We start from the raw sequence: 20,414 nt of genomic DNA on the forward strand, positions 1-20,414 counted from the left end.
AAATACATTAGCGCTAATGTATTTATTCCAACTAGGGAGGAAATATTGAAAATTAAACCTGGATTGGGCGAACTGCTGAGGTATACCGCTGAACTGGTTGATAAAGGTTCGGAGGCAAACTACCGCGCCCTGTCACTCAATTATCGTCCACGATATACCCCTATCCTGCGTGCAATGGCCGCAGGCGCTCAGACCGTGCAAGACATCACTGAGTCCACGCACCTGACACAGGGGGCGATCAGTCAGTCGGTCGCGTTAATGGAGCAGGACGGCATTCTTGTACGCGAACAGCTCAGTGACGGGCGCAAATTTGCCCTCAGGCTGACGCCAGCAGGCATTCAACTTGTTACTCAGTTGGAAACCTGCTGGGAAGCCATTTTCCTCGCCATTGAACAGCTTGAAAAAGATGCCGGTTGGCCGCTGATGAAAGGGCTGGAGGAGTTGGCGTCTGCGTTGGAACAGCAGGACTTCGAGAAACGCATACAGATAGCGCGTGCAGAATTACACGCTTCAGGTGATAAAGATGACTAACACAACCGAAGAAAGCAGAAACTGGTTTTCCTCAGGTGGGGAGAACTATGCTCGCTACCGACCGCACTATCCACCCGAACTGGCAGAATACCTTTCCAGTCTCGCCCCCAATACCCAAAACGCGCTGGATGTAGGGTGCGGAACTGGGCAGCTTACGCGACAGCTGGCTGAACATTTCGACGCGGTAAAAGGTATCGATCCCAGCGTGAGTCAGCTAGGCAACGCCGTTGCACATCATCGTATCGACTACGCGTGCTCCCCGGCAGAAACGCTGCCCGAACAGCCACTCACGTACAGTTTGATTACCGCAGCGCAGGCCGCGCACTGGTTCAAGCTGGATGCGTTTTATCAGGAAGTTCGCAGAGTGGCAGTCCCTCAGGGAATACTGGCCCTCATCAGCTATGGCGTTATGCAGCTTGATGACGATCTGAACGACAGATTTCGTCAGTTTTATTACGAAGAGATTGGTCCGTTTTGGCCTGCCGAACGTCAGTTGGTTGATAACGGATATCGGGATATCCCCTTCCCTTTTGATGAGATCGCCGCACCGCCTCTTAACATCCACCTTGAATGGCCGTTAGACGCCCTTATTGGTTATATTTCGACCTGGTCTGCCGTCGCCAGCGCCCGAGAAGCAGGACGAGAGGAAATGCTGCGCCGTTTTTATGAAGACATCGCGACGCTCTGGGGAACGCCAACAACATGCCGACCGGTTCGATGGCCGATTAACATGCGCATTGGGAGAATTGAAAAGTAACGACACCACCGACAGTGGTGGATAGAAACAACGAAGGGAAATGAAGGGAAATAAAGTGAGTCAGGCAGGCGATGCGATAACGCAATGCCTGCCAGAGGCAGATTTAACGCAGGCCGAGCTGGAAAATCATCGTTTCAGCCTGACAGCTGAACGTGAAATCGATGTCCAGTTTAACGCCGCCGTCTACCTCTTCCAGCGTGCTGGCGATTTCACAAGGTTCAGACTCTACCGCACGCGCTTTTTCCGTCAGGGCGGCCAGTGCCGCTTCCGCCTCAGCACGATCGCCGAAAACGTTGCTGTAAGACGCCGTGCAATCCGTGTTATCCATAATTGTGCCAACATCGACACAGCAGCAGGCTGCGGTTTCTTCAGCACTGCATTTGTTGATTACGTTCGTCATGCTACTTTCCTCTTGAGGCTTAAGACGCGGGAGATTTGATCCAGTTCAAATATTTTTATCTTCCTTATATTTTACTCCCTCATCCCGAAGCAGTGCCAGCACTTCATGCCGACCAGTAATTTTAGTGATATCAATCACATTACGGTGTTATAGAGCAGTAAAGACCGCGTAATATCTCTTCACACAAATTAACCAAAACGTTAAGCAGATCTAAATTCTGCATCATTTTAGAAATATTTTTAATACACAGGCGCAACATTGTCGTATTCCCAACTTATACTTTGGCAACTGGTCTGATTTGTCAGGCTGAGTGCGCCCCCTACAATGCGCGTCCCTTGTTACCCCGTGTAACAACGTTAAATAACAAGCATATAAAGAGGTTTTGGTCATGAACCAGAAAAACCTGTTCAAACAATCCACAATTGCTGTTGCGGTGGCCCTGTTTTCAGCAAATGTGTCAGCAGCTGGTTTCCAGCTAAATGAATACTCGTCATCGGGTCTGGGACGTGCGTTTTCTGGTGAAGGTGCTGTAGCCGACAACGCGACTTCCGGCAGCCGTAACCCAGCGACCATGACCATGTTTGACCGCCCGTCCTTCTCCGGTGGTGTCACCTATATCAACCCGGATATCGATGTTCAGGGGAAAAATTCCCTGACTGGGCAAAACACCAGCGCCAAAAATATCGCGCCGCACGCTTGGGTGCCGAACCTACACTTCATCATGCCGCTGAATGAGCAGTGGGCGGTTGGCGCTTCTGCCACCACCAACTATGGCTTAGCAACGGAATTCAATGATAACTATGCCGCAGGCTCTATCGGCGGACAGACCGACCTGTTGACCTCAAACCTGAATCTGAGCGCCGCTTATCGCCTGAACCAACATTTCAGCTTTGGTTTAGGGGTTAACGCCGTTTATGCCGATGCCAAGATTGTCCGTCGAGCAGGTGAACTGGCAAACGTACCTACCGCTGCTGGTGGATTACAAGGTGTAGTCGCAAGTCCCTCCTCAGAAATAGCTCGTCTGGAAGGTAAGGAATGGGGTTACGGTTGGAATGCGGGTATCCTGTATGAAGTCGATGAAAATAATCGCTTCGGCCTGACTTACCGTTCAAAAGTCGATATCGACTTTAACGGCGATTACAGCAACAACCTCCCAACAGCAGTAACAGCATTGAACGGTACTGGTGGCGCAACGATCCCTGGCAAGCTGACGCTGAATCTGCCGGAAATGTGGGAAGCGTCTGCCTACCATCGCGTCGCACCAAAATGGGCAGTGCACTACAGCCTGACCTATACCAGTTGGAGCCAGTTCCAAGAGCTGAAAGCGACAGGTAGCAATGGCAACACGCTGTTCCATAAAGATGAAAGCTTCCGTGATGCTTACCGTATCGCACTCGGTACCACCTATTATCATGACGATAATTGGACGTTCCGTGGCGGTATCGCGTTTGATGACAGCCCAGTACCAGCCGACAAACGTTCGATCTCCATCCCGGATCAGGATCGTTTCTGGTTGAGCGCAGGCACCACCTACGCCTTTAATAAAGACGCATCTGTGGATGTTGGCGTGTCCTACATGCATGGCAAGCAAGTTGATATCAGCGAACCTATCTCTGATAGAGCTGGTTCGCCAAGTTACACTTTCAGCTCCAAAGGTAAAGCCTGGCTGTACGGCGTGAACTTTAACTATGCGTTCTAAATAAAGAATGGCGTTCTAAAATGAGAACAGGCGTTCTCGTTTCTACCGCGTAGAACGTGATAAAGCAGGTAAGGCAACTTACCTGCTTTTTTATTGCTCATCACAAGGCACTTGTCTCTGTCTTACTGGCGTAGTGATTAGCTAATGATGAACACTCCACGAACATCGTAATGCCGGATCAGTCGTTCAAGAGACGCCCGCCATCCACGACGATCTCACTACCGATGGTCCATCGGGACTCATCTGAAGCCAGATACAACACCGCCTTGGCAATCTCCTCCGCCGTACCGAAACGGCCTGAAGGGATGCTCTTGACGATCTCCTCATTGACTTGTTTGCGATAGCTATCGGGAATGCCAAGTTTGTCATACAGCGGGGTATCTATAGGACCTGGGCTGACCGCGTTGATGCGAATACCACGCGCCATCAGTTCACTCGACAGCGTCTTTGACAGGCTAAGAAAAGCGGCTTTGGTCGCCGAATAAACGGAGGAGCGGCTCGATCCTACATGCGTACTGATCGACGTGTTGAGGATGACTGAAGCGGGATTGGCGAACACCGGCAATAGCGACTGGATCAGAAAATACGGACCTTTGACGTTAATGTCGAAGGAGCGATCAAACATGTCCTCTGTCCATTCTTCGATCGGTTGCCAAACGGAAACACCCGCGTTAAGGAAAACGACGTCAACCTTTCCATAATGCGCCTCCACGGCCTGCGCCAGTTCATTCTGTGCACTCACGCTGGCCGAGTCGGCGCGCAGCACCAGCACTTCGCTGCCAAGTTCGGCTTTTGCCGCGGCAATAGAATCGGGGTTGACCCCAGTAACGATGACGCGAGCCCCTTCCGCGAGGAACTGCTTTGCAGTTTCCAGTCCAATGCCGGAGGTGCCTCCAGTGATAAGGGTACGTTTGTTGTGTAAGCGAGACATAGGGAACTCCTGATAATCATAACGGGATGCAGCAATTTGCTGCCGGGGAGAGCGCTAATCATATGTGTATGCATAAATGATGATAAGATCCCTATTTCGCATATAATTTATTCCATTACTGCATTAATTGAGGCACCTTTACATGGATCGTTTTCTGCTCATGACCTGTTTTAAACGGACTGTCGAAACAGGCAGTTTTTCTGCGGCTGCACGCGACCTGAATATGGGGCAACCCAACGTAAGTCGATACGTTGCTGCTTTAGAAGAACATCTGGGCGTCAGACTACTTCAGCGGACAACACGCCAGCTTGTGCTGACACCTGAGGGCGAGCGGTACTACGCAGATGTCAGCCGAATTCTCGATGCGGTTGCAGAATCGGAGTCATCCTTGAGCGATGAGACGGAACCCACTGGACTCCTGCGAGTGGCCTGCCCAACCGCCATGGCCCATACCTTCCTGATACCACAGATCCCTGCTTTTCTCGCCCGCTACCCTGGGTTGTCGCTGGATTTGCAACTGAGCGATCGTTTCGTCGATCTGGTGGAAGAAGGTGCCGAGTTAGCTATCCGAATCGGCCATCCTTCCGACAGTGCACTACGAGCGCGCCGGATTGGCCTTTTCAGACGCGTGTATGTAGCCTCGGTAGACTATCTGAGTCGTCGTGGCATACCGCAAACGCCAGAAGATCTGCGCGATCATGACTGTATTTTGTACTCGCTGTTAAACACGGGTAATACGTGGCATTTTCGAGATACCGAGATCAACGTTTCGGGGCGATTCCGAGTCAACTCACCCCAGGCCGTACAGGAAGCCGTCATCGCCGGCCTTGGTATCGCCAGCGGCCCCAAGTGGTTATACGAGGATGGATTACAGAGCGGCAGGCTGTGTCAGGTACTTTGCGACTACGAAGCCCCGCCGGTGCCAATCCAGTTTCTCTATGTCGCCAATCGCCTGCTACCAAAGCGAGCCATTGTATTCATGGACTTCATTGCAGAAGCATTTTCCAGGATCCCTGGACTCAACACCGACGATCGCTAATTCGCATTAGGCTTGAAGGCACAAAAAAGGCCGCTTTCGCGGCCTGACATCGTGACTTCCAGCTAACCCCGATTACTCAGGCTTAACCTCAATATAGTCCAGGTCCAGCGTACTGCTGGTGTAGCTGCGGATTTTATTGGTCATTTCAATATTACCGTCCAGCTTCTGACCATAAGAGGGAACGATCTCTTTCAGTTTGCCCTGCCATTCTGGCGTAGCGACTTTATCTTTAAACACTTTTTCCAGCAGGCTCAGCATAATCGGCGCGGCGGTAGACGCGCCCGGAGAGGCACCCAGCAGCGCGGCAATCGAACCATCCTGAGAGCTGACGATTTCCGTACCCAGTTTCAGCACGCCGCCTTTGTCATCGTCTTTCTTGATAACCTGAACGCGCTGGCCAGCAATCGCCAGTCTCCAGTCTTCTTTCTTCGCGTTAGGGAAGTATTCCTGCAGCGAGGCGAAACGATCGTCGTCATCCATCATAACCTGACCAACCAGATACTTCACCAGATCGAAGTTATCCAGACCGACGTGCGTCATCGGCATCACGTTGGAGAAGGTTACGGAACCGATCAGATCCCACAGCGAACCATTTTTCAGGAATTTGCTGGAGAAGGTGGCAAACGGCCCGAACAGCAGAACGGGTTTACCGTCAAAAATACGCGTATCCAGATGAGGAACCGACATCGGTGGCGCACCGACGGAGGCTTTACCGTAAACTTTCGCCATGTGGCGCTTCACGATTTCCGGGTTTTCTGTCACCAGGAATTCGCCACCAACCGGGAAGCCACCGTACAGATCGGCCTCAGGAATGCCAGACTTCTGCAACAGCGGCAGCGCCGCCCCACCCGCACCGATAAAGACAAACTTCGCCTTAATCACGCTTTCTTTCTCGCCGTTCTTCAGATCGGCGTAAGTCACGCTCCAGGTGTTATCCGCATTACGCTTGATATCACGTACTTCTGAATTCAGGTGCAGCGCAAAGTTAGGTTTGGTTTTCATCGCACCAACCAGCTGACGCGTGATTTCACCGTAGTTCACGTCGGTACCGATAGGCATACGAGTCGCCGCAATCTTCTGCGCCGGATCGCGACCTTCCATCACCAACGGCGCCCACTCTTTGATCGTATTGGGATCGTCAGAGAACTCCATGCCACGGTACAGCGTGCTGTGCTGCATCGCGTCATAACGATGTTTCAGGAAAGCGGTGTTCTCGTCGCCCCAGACAAAAGCGATGTGCGGCACGCTATTGATGAAAGAGTGCGGATTATTCAGCACGCCGTTTTTCACCTGATAGGACCAGAACTGGCGCGAGACTTCAAACGCTTCAGTGATTTCCAGCGCTTTGCTGATATTGATTGGGCCGTCGGGATTATCCGGCGTGTAGTTGAGTTCCATGAAAGCCGAGTGACCCGTACCGGCATTATTCCAACCGTTCGAGCTCTCTTCAGCCACATTATCCATCCGCTCAACCATGTCGATAGACCAGTCTGGTTGCAGCTCCTGTAAATACACGCCCAGCGTAGAGCTCATAATGCCCCCGCCGATCAGTACCACATCCGTCGTCTTCTCTGTCGTTTTAGCCTCTTCAGCCATCGCCAGTGGGGCGCTAACCACCACGCTCAGGCAGAAGAACATAGCAAGTAGTTTTTTCATGCTTATATCTCTATTTTTTATAAGTGCAGGTAAATAGAATTCTGGGCATTCATTAACACACGACCACGCCATCATCCGTAAAAGGCATCATTCTTATGACCTTTTTGTTAATCACCTTGCTAACAAAAAAATCAGCGTGCAGACACATTTCAACCAGGATGGGCAGCGGTAGCGGTTAACGACGTAGCATTATTGTTATCTGACGAAAGGAAATAAATTTTAGTAAGTAAATAAATGGACAACAAAGTAATAACTTTTAAGAAACAAACCACAGAATCATCATGGTAAAAGTAAGTTTAGCAGTGTTTTATAAAAGCAAAAGGCACCCGCAGGTGCCTGTGAAATGAGCGATGTGACGCGACACTATTTCGCTGAATCGATCTCGTCGAGCGAGTCTTCAATCGCTGCCGCATTCGGGTTCTTCTGCGGGGTGAGTTGTCCATCACTGGCAAGGAAATCATGCCGCTGGAAGTAGGCTTCACGCATCATCAGGTAAGGATCGGAAGAGTTACGCAGCAGACCGTCGGAATCCAACAGCTGTGCTCGCGTTTCCAGCCCTTCGATAGCCCATTTACCCGCGGACATCCAGAACGTCAGATAGCTCAGCATCGGATACAACGTATCCACTACGCCACCGCCGTCTTCACGAGGTGTCACGCTGCCGTAGCCGGGTACCACCAGATAAGGCCCGTAGCCCACGTCATAATGACCCAATGTGCTACCAAAGCGACGAGACTCTTCTTTCGCCAGTTTAGGGTTCGCCATTGAGGCCACGTCAATCAGGCCACCCATCCCGAGCAAGGTATTCAGGAAGAAGCGGTTAAAGTGAATCATCGCTTTATACGGCTTACCTTCAACGAAGTAGTTCACCATCGTTGCAGGTTCTTCCAGGTTGCTGAAGAAGTTCCCCAGTCCGTTACGCGCGGGCGTCGGCACATAATCGCGCCAGGCCACAGCAGCAGGACGCACCAGATAAGGATCCAGAACGTCATAGTTAAAGCTGAACATGGTACGGTTAAAGCCTTCAAGCGGATCAGAACGTCCTTCTTGAGCTCGATCCCCGGAACTGGCGCAGCCGATCAGTAACACGCTGGCAAACACCACCCCACTCAGGCGGTAATTCATATCTGTTCTCCCTGATTTATAGTGTGCTATACCCGCGACCGAAAATGGGTATTCCCAGTATCAGCCCCAGCCTATCAGGCTGAGCGACAAGGACGGGATATCGGCCAACAGTGTAACATTTTATCGCTCCATCGCTACGTTGGCTTACGCATTACTGCATTTTCAGAGGTTTGCCATTTTTCTTATGGGGAACAACACGCGGCATCGTTGCGACACACGCTCCAGCGTGGGCGACAGTACGGTATTCCCTTGTTCCCCTCACAGCATAGCACCGCCAGCCTAAACCAGTGAGTCACGCCGCGCCATCCCATGTTGTAAAAACTAACTACGCTTATCATCGGGGTTGTCGGTGATTACCCCTCAACGTCAGTACCGCTAGCCAGACAACAATCGGCCCACTCGTCGAGAGAATCACTATGAATCCACCTTCAGAATCCAGACAAATCCGGCAAGAGAAAGACAAGGACGTGGCGGTAGAGAGTGAGGAAAGCACGCAGGGAAAAGCGATCGATGTAGACGAAGATCGCTTGCCGTCCCCCGCCGCGGCGATCCATGAAGAGATTCGTCAGGAAGGACAAAAGGAGCTGGAACGTGATGCAATGGCGTTGCTGTGGTCGGCGATTGCGGCAGGGATCTCCATGGGAACCTCATTCATGGCGGTCGGTATGCTCCACAACCATCTGGTTGGCGTGCCCGGCGGCTTTCTGCTGGAGTGCTTCGGTTACACCATCGGCTTTGTGATTGTCATCATGGCACGCCAGCAGCTGTTCACCGAAAACACCGTCACGGCCGTACTTCCCATCATGCATAAGCCCACGCGCAGCAATGTCTACCTGCTCGGTCGATTATGGTTTGTCGTGCTGGCTGGCAATCTGATCGGCACAGCCCTGGCCGCCCTCGCCTTTACCTACATGCCCGTTTTTGATGGCGAAACGCGGGTGGCGTTGGTCGACATCGCCATGAAGGTCATGAAGCACTCACCAACGGAGATGTTCGCCAACGCCGTCGTCTCTGGCTGGATTATTGCCACTATGGTTTGGATGCTGCCGCGCGCCTACTCCGCCAAGCTGTGGATTATCATCATCATGACCTGGATGATTGCCTTCAGTAACCTCACCCACATCGTGGCCGGTGCCTCAGAGATTTTCTATCTGGTGTTTATTGGCCACATACCGTGGCATGACTTCATCTGGCCGTTTGCTCTGCCCACGCTGGCGGGGAATATCATCGGCGGTACCTTTATTTTCGCACTCATCAGCCACGCACAAATCCGCAACGACATGAGTCATTCATCGCACGGTAAACGTCAAAAGGCGCATGAGAATGAGGGAAAAGAGCATCGACAGAAACGCTGATTGCCGACACTTTGAGCAAACGCGCCGTTAAGTGCTTATTCTCAGAGCGAAAATGCGTATAATAGCGGGGCTTCATGTCTCCATAGTTAAATGGATATAACGAGCCCCTCCTAAGGGCTAGTTGCAGGTTCGATTCCTGCTGGGGACACCATTTACATGTCTCGAAGCGCCTAGAAAACCCAATTTTTCCTTATAAAATCATAAAATTAAATCATTCACCCTGTTAGCTACAAACGACGATGTCATACCAACATCTGCGCATATTTGTTGGTACAGCACCGAGCCAACAGGAAATAGTGATGTGAGCAACAGCGGCAGGAAGTGCAACGATGGACGAGCACCTTCACAGGGCCGGCGTTATTGCGGATGACTCGGCGCACTGGCAGCGAATCAAATATCATTATAACGACGCGTATATTATGCTGATGGGATCTGAACGTATTGGGTTATTCAAACGGCACAAAGGTGCTAACGAGTGGACCATTATACAAATCCAGATTTTGCCAGCCTATCAGGGACAAGGTATCGCGGCGTGGCTATTACACACATTCCTGCGGCAGGCGGACGAAGCCAACGTCCCCGTGACGCTGAGTGTTTTGAACGGCAATAGAGCAATAACCCTCTACCAACGCGTAGGTTTTAAGATCGTTGATAACGATGATATTGCATTAAAAATGAAACGCCGCCCCGTAAAGCGCCAACAACCGTTTGAATAACAAACAATATATACTTACAACCATGAATAACCTTATAATATCAAGAGGATTTATTCACTATTTGTAAGGAATGCGTGTTTATTATGAAACGGAGTTATATAAAAAGCGTCATTTTACCTTTTCTTTTCCTTCCTCTCGCCAGCGGAGCATATGCGCAAGATTTCCCCATTTTTGTGACAGATTTCACCAATGTGTTGCAAAAAAGTAAATTATCACAAAAAGACTATAACCAATTTATTGAACTCACTAATTCCTATTTTATTCCCGCTAGCTATGGTGTAAGCATAGCGAAAAAAGATAAAGTCAGTTATAAAAACAACGAAATAATGCCAAAAATGGAATCTGACGCCAGCTTTATCTTCAATGGTTCAAATGGAAAAGCGGCTTTTATTTCATTTCTGCAAGAAATAAAAAACCTACCGCCGTCAGAAAAATATTTTGAAAAATCCTACACGGATGCAGGATCGGTCTTCGTCATGAATTACTATACGCTGTCATCAGGCATCATTAATATCCAGATGGACATCGTGTCTCCTCCTGGCCTCAAAGGGCTAGTCACAAAACTCATTAACCAAGAGACACCAGACCTTGAACAAGAAGCAGGTGAGCGAACCTATATCTATCAATTCTCAAATATAAATGGCGGCTATAAGATGGTCAGTGCCAACGCCTACTCATCTTCAGATAAACGAATCTGCGCGTCCTGCTGACATGATTTCAATGGAATTGAAAATGATAAAAATCATAATAAAATCGCTATTGTTGATAATACTTTCATCACACTATGTTAACGCAAATAATCTTGTGTGTCGTAGTCCACTTGTTATTCAGTCGTTAATCAAAGAAGATCAAGAGAAAGCACAGCCCATCAGCGACCGTGTATCTTTAGAGACAATTAGAAAAATTGAATTTGAATATGACATCATTATCACAAAACTTAAAACAAAAAATAATCTAAGCTGCTTTGGCAAGGCCAAGATAAAAATCCCATCCGATGTGGCAAATTTTTTAAAGTACTATCCTATTCTGGAGAATGGAGATCCTAAAGCAAAAAGCATTTACCGTTCCAATCTTTACCTACACAAAAAAGGTGATGAATACATCGTATTAGACCGTGTTTATTATAATGTTCATATTGCTGATAATCAGCAAGAAACCAATATTATGTATCCACACGATGAGTCAGTCTCACGCACACTTTATGGCTTGGCCTGGTTACAAGAAAATGCAGCAAGGCTGGAAGAACAATCACCACGTTTTAAATATATTAAAGCCATTGTCGAATTCAGAGAGGCTGATAGTGCGCTAAATGCTTACTGGAGTAACCTGCCCGATTATATTAAGGGGCAGCTGAAAGAGGATGCACGGCAGTGGATAAAAAACAAAAATAAAAAATGCGGTGCAATAGAAACTGTCGCAAATAACAACCGCTCAATGGAAGATCAAGCAAAAATTTATACCTGCCAACAGCAGATGACCAAGGAAAGGCTGGTACAGCTTGGGTTGACTGAAAATAAGGACAAGAAATGAAACAGCTACTCTATGTCATGATTGGAATTATCCTTACTTGTACGTCAGCGTATGCAAAGGACGACTTTCAATGCAGCGATCCCAACGCGGTTGAAGCCGTTAAAAAAACGTTTGCCGATCGTGCAAAAGAAATGTTCTATAAGTCCCCTTCTCAATCTGTTGATACGGTGAACGTGATTTATTCTAAAATATCAACTCAGCCACGCTGGGGAAAAGCATTCTCGTGTAGTTTGCGGGCTGAAATTCCCGTAAGTCAGGAGATCATCGACATCATTCTTAATAAAGACGATCTTTTGTACACAAAGGATGAAATGGATAAAATTAGCAATAACCTTTTTACTAAAACAGGGGAAAGCAAAGGTAATAGGCTCAGCGATGACAAGATCGTCATTCCGTCATTTGCCTACGATATCAGTATTCTCGATCGTGAAAAGGAAATAAAAGTAGAAAAAAAATCCTATGATGCCCTATCCAGAGCGATTTATGCCGTTGCCTGGCTCAGTGAAAATGCCGAAAAAATCACAAAAACCGCACAAGAGAAAACGCTTGAAAGTGAAAAGGAACAATATCTTTTCTTTTTCACCGACGTCTATGGAATATTGGAAGACGCACCTGAAGACATAAAGAGTAAATTCCACGCCTCTCAAGCAACATGGGTTAAGGAAAGAAATAAAAAATGCGGCAATGCCGAATCCTTAGAGACGAATAATCTTTCACTTAAAGAACAGATTCATGCTTATCGCTGCCATAATGCAACGATGAGTGAACAAGTATCAAGTTTAGATCCAGACGAAGGGTGATCGTCACACCGATATTACTTCAGGCTATTGCCTACTATCTTAGCAATGGCCTGAATATAAACCTCTCGCCCAGTTTACCCGACTTAGCCCAGCCAAATCGTCAGCGAATCAGCTATCGCTCCCAAGCGGTTAGAAAGTAAAACAACAGACGTCGTGCTTACCGGCTGGACTTTGAACCTTGTGCTGGTGTTTCATTCACGTCAATTCTGGCAGAGAATAGCGACGGTATACCTCATTTTTGCCCTGTCAGGAGCTAGCTTGCCTATTGTGCGCATCCTGATGCTTTTCCTTGGCACCGCTAACCACCTGTGCGTCAATTTATTGATCACCGGATTAAACACAACCGATACGTCGAAACGCGGTGCAATCATGGGGCTTAACAGTGCGGTTACCTATTTAGCCGTCTTTATCGGGAATACGCTTTTTGGTGCACTCTACCTACATTGGGGTTATACAACCGTGTTATACGCAGCGGTCGGTTTCGTGGTGGTTTCCATCCTGTTCACAGTACAAATTCGAATAACCAGCAAACGCTGAATAGCATTAACACATTCCCATCTCTTATCCAGCAGGATATTTTTTGTAGCGGCACACTGAATGTGTGCCGCCAGATAAGGTCAGTGTTATCCCCAGCACGACTTCCACGATACCAATATCGTATGGATTGACACTCAATTTTCCCACCTTGATAAATCTTCTATTCGCTGCACCTACAACCACGCCCAATATTCGCATGGACGTTGGGAAATATCTTAATACTATGCCGATTCGATGAGCGTCCCAAAGAACGACGAAAAATACATGCCTAGTTTATTTGGGGAAACAAACATCAAGTAATGCCAAGCAGTAACTGCATGATAGAATAGCTAAACTGGCATCTAGGGTCGTTCCAAAAGCCGATACCTCGTCGGTTGGCGCCAGTTGAAAAATAGGGGGGAAGGTAACGGGGAACACCTTTGTCAAAGTTGAACAATTTACGGAAATGGCTCAGTCTCGACGAGTCAGCGAAATACCTCGAAAGAAAAATTAATGAGCAAGTGGCCATAACAGATATTTTACGATTTGCTCTGGATGGGCATCTGATTTTATCAGTAAACCTACAGTCACCTAAGATCGCCAAAAAGGTTGAAATAAAAAGAGTAAAAATGGCTGAAACCGCTACGAATGTGGAAGTGTATGTGCGTGAAAACTGGGGGGTGTATATCGGTGAATCATTCTCCCCAGATCGTGAAATAGACTTTGCTATCCCAACAAGCAATGAGATAACAAGCCTGAGTGGGGTCCAAGACACGCCGCTGCTAGGTATTGAGCGCTTATTTGCTGAAGAACAATACTGTAAGAGCCTTGGACTTCCCAAGCCATCAAGAAAGCAAAACCTCATTCGAGGTGTAACTATCTCTGCTGGCCCATCGGGTCTTTACCAGCTCCAGCATTTTATCGATGTTGACGATGAGATTGAGGAGCTTTACCGAGCCGCAGAAGCCGCCGGGGATGCCAACCATCCAGCCTTTAATAGCATTATCGACATATTCAAAAAACTCAGCACGATTAGCATGTGGGATGCAGAGGCCCACATGAGATATATCCCCGCGCCATCCGTGCCAGATGATATCTATTTTGTTGCCCGAACGGCCAACCTGGATAAGTTAGTTGAGGTGCTCAATGCAACTCCAGTGACAAAAACACCAAAACAGTCAAAGAAAACTGAGAATGCTCAAGCCAAGTTTATTAAAAATCTCCTCACAGTGATGTATGGCGTGGATGTCGCTGAAAATCCAAGAAAACATATCGATGGAAAGATGGCGCAAATTAGAATCGATCTGGAGGCAAAAAGCCTTTACTGTCCTAGCGGAGTCACCATCGAAAACTGGCTGTCCGAAATAGAATAAATCGTAATATTGCATTTTCTCTTTGTAAGATTACCCCACCAGCGACTTAGCATTGACACAATTCTCCTGTAGACCGCAACCCCCTACAGGAGATAGTAAATGACTCACCCCTCTATAGTTCTTTCCTCTCAACTCACCGCGCCTATCGGTATCGTCAGCGATATCCATGTTGAAGCCCGCGAATCGTTGGAACAGGAGGCAGGTAAGTGAAGAAAGGGATCGAAGTAAAACTGACCATGCTCCGTGGAATTATTGATCTAATGACCAGTTGCGATGATTCAACCGAACTTGAAACCCTCCGCAATGTTGCACTAACAGCACTGGTGATCGTGGACGACATCAATGATGAATATTGCCATGAACAGTTCGACGAGAAGCGAATAACAAGCTAAGCGCATCATCGTATAAAAATGCCCACATCATCGGAATAAAAAAGCGAATCTTATATTTTCCTGAACGGATGATGCACGCTGAATATCCTAATATAAAGGGTAGTGTAATGAGGTTGGCATCATTCCAAGGACAAGTAGAGAGAGGTATATCTGACTATACCTCTCTTGTGACAATTATTTCGACGCGGTTAGGCTGGCAGCCGTAAATTCTGGATAACCGGCCGGTCGGCCATTATTCAGATTAGTCAGGAAATTACTGTCTTTAAGCGGAATCGAGGCAGAACCGTAGTCAAATGCATTTAATCGGTTACGCAGCTCTTCGTTACTGATACCGTCACCCGACATCGCATACCAGCTGACAATATCCGGCGTCACAAAGTTGCCGTAAGGGTTTTCTGCTTGCTCATTCGTTTTGGCAAATCGGAAAGCATGCGTTAACGCTCCGTCTTTGTGGTACACGAATTTCAGGCGGCCGCCCTGCTTATCGATATTCGCTGCGGCTTCCGTCGTCAGTTTGCCGTGCGCACTGAAGCTACCGTGTGTTACCGCTCCGTTTTTAGTCCAGATGGCAACATGCTCCCAGTCATGACGATGGCCGGTTTTCAAACCGCCCAATACCTGATCTTTTAAGAAATAGAGCGCATAGAAGCTACCACAATAGCGAGCACCACCGGAATCAACACAGGCATACCGGTGTAATGTATTTGACGACTCGAGAAAGTTACCCCATCGGCACCCACCCGTCAGGCTTCCTGTCGGCTTCAAGCCACCGTTTTGTACCCCACCTCGGCTAAACCCGGCACTGGGCAAACAACCATCACTGTCGAAATCAAATACCGGCGCAATCGCAAGCGCATTAATACCTGACGGTAGTGCTTGATCCAACTTAGAGAAATTATCCGCATGCGCAGAAAAAGCGACACATAATATGGATATCGCCATGATCGTTTTCTTTCCTGAAAGCATTTTCACTCCTTTAGCAGAAAATAGCCCTTTTATGGACTCGTACCCTTGCAGTTACAATGAAGATAAAACGCAATATTGATAAAAAAATGAAGGCGGGATTATTTTTAACAAGAAAGGAGTGGAAATAAAAATCATTTATTTCCAACAATGAACACCAATATATTTAGCCTGCAAAATAATGCAGGGAATTTATATATTAAAAATCGCTAACGATCCTAACGCGTTAGAACCCTTACTCACCGACTACATCATAACGCTGGCTTGACGCATCAAAACGGTATTCCAGCAGAATATCGCCTCCGCCATGGGAATAGCAGTTCAGCATGATGCTGCGATTATCTCCGCCATTTTCAATATTCATATAAACCGGAGTCATGAAAAAGCCAAACTGGCATTGTTGAAAATCAGGCTGGAGAAGCTGATCGACATTGCCGCTCTTCTTGTTAATCGCCTTGATGCCCTCAACAACCATGCCGGTATCACTGTTTTGATACACACCGACAAAACTGTGAGTCGCCGTTTGCCCCCAGAATGGAATATCGACCTGCCCTTCAACTTTAGCGGGTTGCTCGCTATCGTCAAAGGATGCCACGCGCCGCAGGCTAACATCATAACGCGCCTTTCCGTTTGACCACTCGCCGCGGAGTTCGTCCCCTACCTCAGTCAATTTAAACGGGCAGTGCGTCATATCGATGCCGGACTTAACGCCCTGAACGATATATTTATCATAGTCCTGCGGGGTATGGATTTCGCAGATTTCAAGCGACGTTTCCGAGAGCCTTCCATACAGAGGGATCGGCGCTCTGTATTTATCGTAAAAGTAGCTCCCAAGCAGATTCTTATCCTGGTCAATACTGTATTTCTGCAATGAAAAATGCACCGGATAAGGTCCAATGTGACCTTCGTAATTGCTCACGACATACCAGCCGGCTTGCACTCCCCATGCTGCCGTCCATAGTCCACAGGCTATTAAGGTTGATACCGCTGCTCTCATACATTCACCTTGTCTACCCGTCATACTTCAGGTTGGTTATGCGTTGGTTTGTCTGCAACTCACGTTGTGTTTTTAGCGTGTCAATCATGAAGTCGAATCATTCAAAAAACGGCTTAGCATATCAGGCTAATCATGGTGGCAGCAGGGACAGATTTCCACCTCTGACACCGCCATGGCTGTTGTGCCTTCGCAATCCCATTCGACACGCACGGCCTGCACTTTTCGCCCTGAGTGGTGTAAATACTTCTCGACAGGGCTTTCCGTCATCCCAGTAATCACCTCGGTGGCGATGAGCTCATCACCAACAAAAACGCGGGCTGTTGCCTGTGAGGCTTCGCGCGTTTCACCGGATTGCCGATACAAATAGTTAACCGTCAGTTTAATACTGGGCATAGCGCTTCTTAACAGAGGAAAAGACAGGGAAAACAGTGTATCGCGTTCCCCTGCACTTGTAAGCACATATGGGCTAAGGGTTATCACTGCCTCACGCTAATACCCTGATAGTTTGCTGTTTTTTAAAAATGGAGAGATTTGGTCACATAAGTTCGCACGATTGGTAATCAAAAAGTTAAATCTTATGCCTTTTGGATATTAATGAAGCAGAAAAAACAGCCGATACCTTTTGCGATAGGGTGTTTTTTAATGCAATTGCATTTTGCATAAATAGTGTTTGGCATAAATACTGTTTTACATTAACCGTGTTCTCACTGAACCATTTCGTTAACGCCATATTGTTGAATAATGGGAAGTTATCCCCAGCAGATTGACCCGTCTTCCCAGGAAGATAATTATCCTGCTTGTGTTGGTGACCTCAATTTCAGCGATTGCGGTATTAACGTATGTGGTTTTAACACACTGAAGTAACTCACTGGTAAAACCATTACCAGCATTAAATAGATATAAGAAGGAGTTATACTGTGGTGATTCCAGATATTCAACTCGTGAATGCGACAACCCCGGCAACCATGCCTTCTATTGGCGCGGCGGCTAACCCGACTGTGGTTGCCGCTATCAGCCCGGGGAATAAAACCGACACGTCAACAAACTCAGACTCTCAAAATATGCCGGGCTCGAGCGAGAGCACCAAAGTCACGCTATCTTCCCAAAAGAAACGTGCAGCCGCAGAAAACGATACCCCACCGTCTGAACAAGTCAAAGCACAGCAGAAAGCCGCAGCCGAATACTCGCTGGCGACGACGGGCATTCCTCTATACAACGGCAAGCTCATTTCCGTGATTAAGTACCCGGATGGAAATTCTGAAATGTTTGATGCCTTTACCGGACAGCGCATCACGCAAGAAGATCTGGCATTAATAAGCGCACTTCATGGTTCAGATGGAGAACAGGTATTACATTTCGAGAGCAAAACGTCATATAGCAATTTGTCTGCCGCCGAGGTTTATCAGCAGATTCAGGAAATGCTGCATGGTTCAGGCGATCAGGAAGAGCTGGCTTAATAAAAAATAGATGCCAAGACAACGCTATTCATTGCCCTGGCATTAAAGAAAGATATAACGTTATCTTAATATTGTAATATGACTACTTGATGGAAACTGGCCGATTAACGATTAGCAACGAGTGCTTCCGAAAACTCAGTTAATCTTGTCAGGCCATATTCCCAGGGACCAAATCCCGCTTCTGCATTAATGTGCCCCGCCTCGCCCATATCAACCAGTTCACTGTTCCACGCATGCGCCCAGTATTGGGCGCGAGTGAAACTCATCAACGGATCGTTATGACTGGCAAATGTCAGCGATGGAACCGGCAGCGGAATAGCCCGAATGCGATCGTCAATCTCAAAGCGCATCGGTTCAGCAGGGGCCACCAACATCACACCAGCGATCCCTTCCTGATCCTGCTGCACCACATGACAGGAAGCCAGCGCACCAAAGCTGTGGCCGATCAGAATCACGGGCTGAGTACAGACGCTAAGCTCACGGCGGATCGCCAACACCCAGCGATCCAGATCGGCCTGATACCATTCCCGCTGGCGTATACGATGCCAGTGAGGGAAACGCCGTTCCCAATGGCTTTGCCAGTGTTCGTCATCGCTGTCCCGCAATCCCGGCACCAGCACCATCGTTAGCTTCTGGCTCACTTCCGTTAGTCGCTGCTCGATTTCTGTTGTCTGCATCCGCCCTTAACCCCCCTGTCAGTTACCCGTGCCCCTTCTGTCTGGTATATCAGCCACCGATTATTTTAACAATCTGGCCTTGCAGCTTTTTCCTTTGATTTTGCCTTTCTGAAGCTGCTGCAACGCGCGCTTAGCGCTGGCTTTACGGATAGCGACATAAGCATGCATCGGAAACATATCAATTTTCCCGACTTCCGCTGCCGTTAGTCCTGCATCACCAGTTAACGCCCCGAGGATATCGCCGGGACGGATTTTGGCTTTTCTGCCACCATCAATGCACAGCGTCATCATCTCTGGTTCGAGCGCAACCTCACCACTGCGACTAATTTCATCCGCCGATGTCCATTTAATGCGCATACCGAGATAGTCTTCAATCAGGTTAGCGCGATTCATTTCCTGTGGTGTACACAGGCTGACAGCCAGACCTTTCGTACCCGCGCGGCCCGTTCTGCCAATGCGGTGAACGTGGACTTCAGGGTCGAAAGCCAACTCAAAATTCACCACCAGCTCCAGATCTTTGATATCGAGGCCGCGAGCGGCAACGTCGGTTGCCACCAGCACACGACAGCTGCGGTTAGAAAAACGCACCAGAACCTGATCGCGATCGCGCTGTTCCAGATCGCCATGCAGCGCGGATACGCTAATCCCGCGCATGTCCAGCGCGTCAAATACGCTCTGGCAGTCACGCTTTGTATTACAAAACACCACGCAGGATGCAGGCTGATAATGGCCCAAAATGGCAATCAACAGCGGCAGGCGCTGATCTTTCGTCGTCTCATAGAAACGTTGTTCAATAGCCGGCTCTTCCACACCATCTGCAATCTCAAAACGTTGCGGCTGACGCTGAACGCGCGCGCTGATCTGTTCGATCTCTTCTGGATACGTAGCGGAAAATAACAGAGTTTGGCGATCGGACGGCGTATAGGAAATCACATCATCAATGGCGTCAGTGAAGCCCATATCCAGCATGCGATCCGCTTCATCCAGCACCAGCACTTTCAGGCTATCCAGAGACAGCGACTGTTTGCGCAAATGGTCCTGAATACGTCCCGGCGTTCCGACAACAATATGCGGAGCGTGAACCAGCGAATCGAGCTGTTGCCCCATCGGCTGACCCCCGCACAGTGTCAGAATCTTAATGTTTTGTGCAAAACGAGCCAGACGGCGCAGCTCTTTGCTGACCTGATCGGCCAGCTCACGCGTCGGGCACAGCACCAGCGCCTGCGTGGTAAAATCGCTCACGACAATACGATCCAGCAGCCCAATGCCGAATGCCGCCGTTTTACCGCTACCGGTTTTCGCCTTGGCCCGCACGTCTGCGCCGCTCAGAACAGCTGGCAGCGTCGCCGCCTGAACGGGCGTCATGTCGGTATAGCCCAGTTCATTAAGATTGGATAACTGCTCTGCGGGCAGCGCGAGGGAAGAAAAAGAGGTTGTACTCACAGTGATTACTCTACCAAGGACGAGATAACGAAAGGTGACGCCGCGCTAAAAAGCGGC

22 protein-coding genes and 1 tRNA gene are annotated in these 20,414 nt (G+C 48.5%); 14 read left to right on the plus strand and 9 right to left on the minus strand.

The features are described 5' to 3' along the window. Positions 1–45: 45 nt before the first annotated feature. Entirely contained in the window at positions 46–531 is a 486-nt protein-coding gene (locus ACIPUG_RS05515; RefSeq protein WP_400337717.1) for a MarR family winged helix-turn-helix transcriptional regulator, read from the plus strand. Further along, positions 524–1,288, plus strand: a complete 765-nt coding sequence (locus tag ACIPUG_RS05520) for a class I SAM-dependent methyltransferase (RefSeq protein ID WP_400337720.1) — start codon at positions 524–526, stop codon at positions 1,286–1,288. The genes ACIPUG_RS05515 and ACIPUG_RS05520 overlap by 8 nt, the downstream gene beginning before the upstream one ends. A 103-nt stretch (positions 1,289–1,391) precedes the next feature. Here ACIPUG_RS05520 and ACIPUG_RS05525 read toward each other — a convergent pair whose 3' ends face one another. Next, positions 1,392–1,688, minus strand: a complete 297-nt coding sequence (locus tag ACIPUG_RS05525; RefSeq protein WP_010287787.1) for a YfcZ/YiiS family protein — start codon at positions 1,686–1,688, stop codon at positions 1,392–1,394. Positions 1,689–2,076: 388 nt separating this feature from the next. Here ACIPUG_RS05525 and fadL point away from each other — a divergent pair, with 388 nt between their 5' ends. Continuing rightward, positions 2,077–3,387 (plus strand): long-chain fatty acid transporter FadL, encoded by a 1,311-nt coding sequence (fadL, locus tag ACIPUG_RS05530; RefSeq protein ID WP_039520385.1) that lies wholly within the window; start codon positions 2,077–2,079, stop codon positions 3,385–3,387. A 178-nt stretch (positions 3,388–3,565) separates the two neighbouring features. On the opposite strand, the gene ACIPUG_RS05535 is transcribed toward fadL, so the two are convergent. Beyond that, a complete protein-coding gene (locus ACIPUG_RS05535) occupies positions 3,566–4,318 on the minus strand; it encodes an SDR family oxidoreductase (protein ID WP_039464316.1) in 753 nt (250 codons plus the stop codon). A 142-nt stretch (positions 4,319–4,460) separates the two neighbouring features. On the opposite strand from ACIPUG_RS05535, the gene ACIPUG_RS05540 reads away from it, so the two are divergent. After that, positions 4,461–5,357 (plus strand): LysR family transcriptional regulator, encoded by an 897-nt coding sequence (locus ACIPUG_RS05540; protein WP_277517894.1) that lies wholly within the window; start codon positions 4,461–4,463, stop codon positions 5,355–5,357. Positions 5,358–5,429: 72 nt separating this feature from the next. On the opposite strand, the gene mqo is transcribed toward ACIPUG_RS05540, so the two are convergent. Then, positions 5,430–7,013, minus strand: a complete 1,584-nt coding sequence (gene mqo / locus ACIPUG_RS05545) for a malate dehydrogenase (quinone) (protein ID WP_277517892.1) — start codon at positions 7,011–7,013, stop codon at positions 5,430–5,432. 363 nt (positions 7,014–7,376) lie between these two features. Further along, positions 7,377–8,138 carry a phospholipid-binding lipoprotein MlaA gene (mlaA, locus tag ACIPUG_RS05550; protein ID WP_014916070.1) on the minus strand — a complete coding sequence of 254 codons (762 nt, stop codon included), beginning with the start codon at positions 8,136–8,138 and terminating at the stop codon, positions 7,377–7,379. Between the two features lie 416 nt (positions 8,139–8,554). On the opposite strand from mlaA, the gene ACIPUG_RS05555 reads away from it, so the two are divergent. From ACIPUG_RS05555 to ACIPUG_RS05595, 9 genes are all read left to right on the plus strand, one after another. Then, a complete protein-coding gene (locus tag ACIPUG_RS05555) occupies positions 8,555–9,493 on the plus strand; it encodes a formate/nitrite transporter family protein (protein ID WP_205537650.1) in 939 nt (312 codons plus the stop codon). 76 nt (positions 9,494–9,569) lie between these two features. After that, a tRNA-Arg gene (locus tag ACIPUG_RS05560) sits at positions 9,570–9,644 on the plus strand. A 178-nt stretch (positions 9,645–9,822) separates the two neighbouring features. Continuing rightward, a complete protein-coding gene (locus tag ACIPUG_RS05565; RefSeq protein WP_400337724.1) occupies positions 9,823–10,209 on the plus strand; it encodes a GNAT family N-acetyltransferase in 387 nt (128 codons plus the stop codon). Positions 10,210–10,292: 83 nt separating this feature from the next. After that, complete coding sequence (locus ACIPUG_RS05570) at positions 10,293–10,919, plus strand: hypothetical protein (protein ID WP_119871916.1); 627 nt, start codon at positions 10,293–10,295, stop codon at positions 10,917–10,919. Between the two features lie 22 nt (positions 10,920–10,941). Further along, the gene (locus ACIPUG_RS05575; protein WP_039464354.1) at positions 10,942–11,739 is read left to right on the plus strand and encodes a lysozyme inhibitor LprI family protein; all 798 of its coding nucleotides are present in this window, start codon (positions 10,942–10,944) and stop codon (positions 11,737–11,739) included. After that, positions 11,736–12,539: a hypothetical protein gene (locus ACIPUG_RS05580; protein ID WP_039464356.1), complete on the plus strand. Its 804-nt coding sequence runs from the start codon at positions 11,736–11,738 to the stop codon at positions 12,537–12,539. Before ACIPUG_RS05575 ends, ACIPUG_RS05580 begins: the two co-directional genes overlap by 4 nt. A 153-nt stretch (positions 12,540–12,692) precedes the next feature. Continuing rightward, entirely contained in the window at positions 12,693–13,076 is a 384-nt protein-coding gene (locus ACIPUG_RS05585; RefSeq protein ID WP_400337728.1) for a hypothetical protein, read from the plus strand. 419 nt (positions 13,077–13,495) lie between these two features. Next, positions 13,496–14,428, plus strand: a complete 933-nt coding sequence (locus tag ACIPUG_RS05590) for a hypothetical protein (protein ID WP_094371128.1) — start codon at positions 13,496–13,498, stop codon at positions 14,426–14,428. Positions 14,429–14,634: 206 nt separating this feature from the next. Further along, positions 14,635–14,820: a hypothetical protein gene (locus tag ACIPUG_RS05595; RefSeq protein WP_039497556.1), complete on the plus strand. Its 186-nt coding sequence runs from the start codon at positions 14,635–14,637 to the stop codon at positions 14,818–14,820. Positions 14,821–14,994: 174 nt separating this feature from the next. Here ACIPUG_RS05595 and ACIPUG_RS05600 read toward each other — a convergent pair whose 3' ends face one another. The 3 genes from ACIPUG_RS05600 to ACIPUG_RS05610 form a co-directional block, all read right to left on the minus strand. Next, positions 14,995–15,786, minus strand: coding sequence for an NPP1 family protein (locus ACIPUG_RS05600; RefSeq protein WP_014916081.1), 792 nt, complete (start codon positions 15,784–15,786; stop codon positions 14,995–14,997). A 232-nt stretch (positions 15,787–16,018) separates the two neighbouring features. Continuing rightward, positions 16,019–16,780 (minus strand): hypothetical protein, encoded by a 762-nt coding sequence (locus ACIPUG_RS05605; protein ID WP_400337731.1) that lies wholly within the window; start codon positions 16,778–16,780, stop codon positions 16,019–16,021. A gap of 126 nt (positions 16,781–16,906) precedes the next feature. Next, the gene (locus tag ACIPUG_RS05610) at positions 16,907–17,173 is read right to left on the minus strand and encodes a hypothetical protein (protein ID WP_400337734.1); all 267 of its coding nucleotides are present in this window, start codon (positions 17,171–17,173) and stop codon (positions 16,907–16,909) included. Positions 17,174–17,697: 524 nt separating this feature from the next. On the opposite strand from ACIPUG_RS05610, the gene ACIPUG_RS05615 reads away from it, so the two are divergent. After that, positions 17,698–18,237 carry a hypothetical protein gene (locus ACIPUG_RS05615; RefSeq protein WP_039464375.1) on the plus strand — a complete coding sequence of 180 codons (540 nt, stop codon included), beginning with the start codon at positions 17,698–17,700 and terminating at the stop codon, positions 18,235–18,237. Positions 18,238–18,341: 104 nt separating this feature from the next. On the opposite strand, the gene ACIPUG_RS05620 is transcribed toward ACIPUG_RS05615, so the two are convergent. After that, positions 18,342–18,914 carry an alpha/beta hydrolase gene (locus tag ACIPUG_RS05620; protein ID WP_400337737.1) on the minus strand — a complete coding sequence of 191 codons (573 nt, stop codon included), beginning with the start codon at positions 18,912–18,914 and terminating at the stop codon, positions 18,342–18,344. A 60-nt stretch (positions 18,915–18,974) separates the two neighbouring features. Continuing rightward, on the minus strand, positions 18,975–20,357 hold the full coding sequence (dbpA, locus tag ACIPUG_RS05625) for an ATP-dependent RNA helicase DbpA (protein WP_400337739.1): 1,383 nt from the start codon (positions 20,355–20,357) through the stop codon (positions 18,975–18,977). Positions 20,358–20,414 lie beyond the last annotated feature (57 nt).

It is taken from the genome of Pectobacterium sp. CHL-2024, from assembly GCF_044751765.1.
Lineage (GTDB): Bacteria > Pseudomonadota > Gammaproteobacteria > Enterobacterales > Enterobacteriaceae > Pectobacterium > Pectobacterium brasiliense.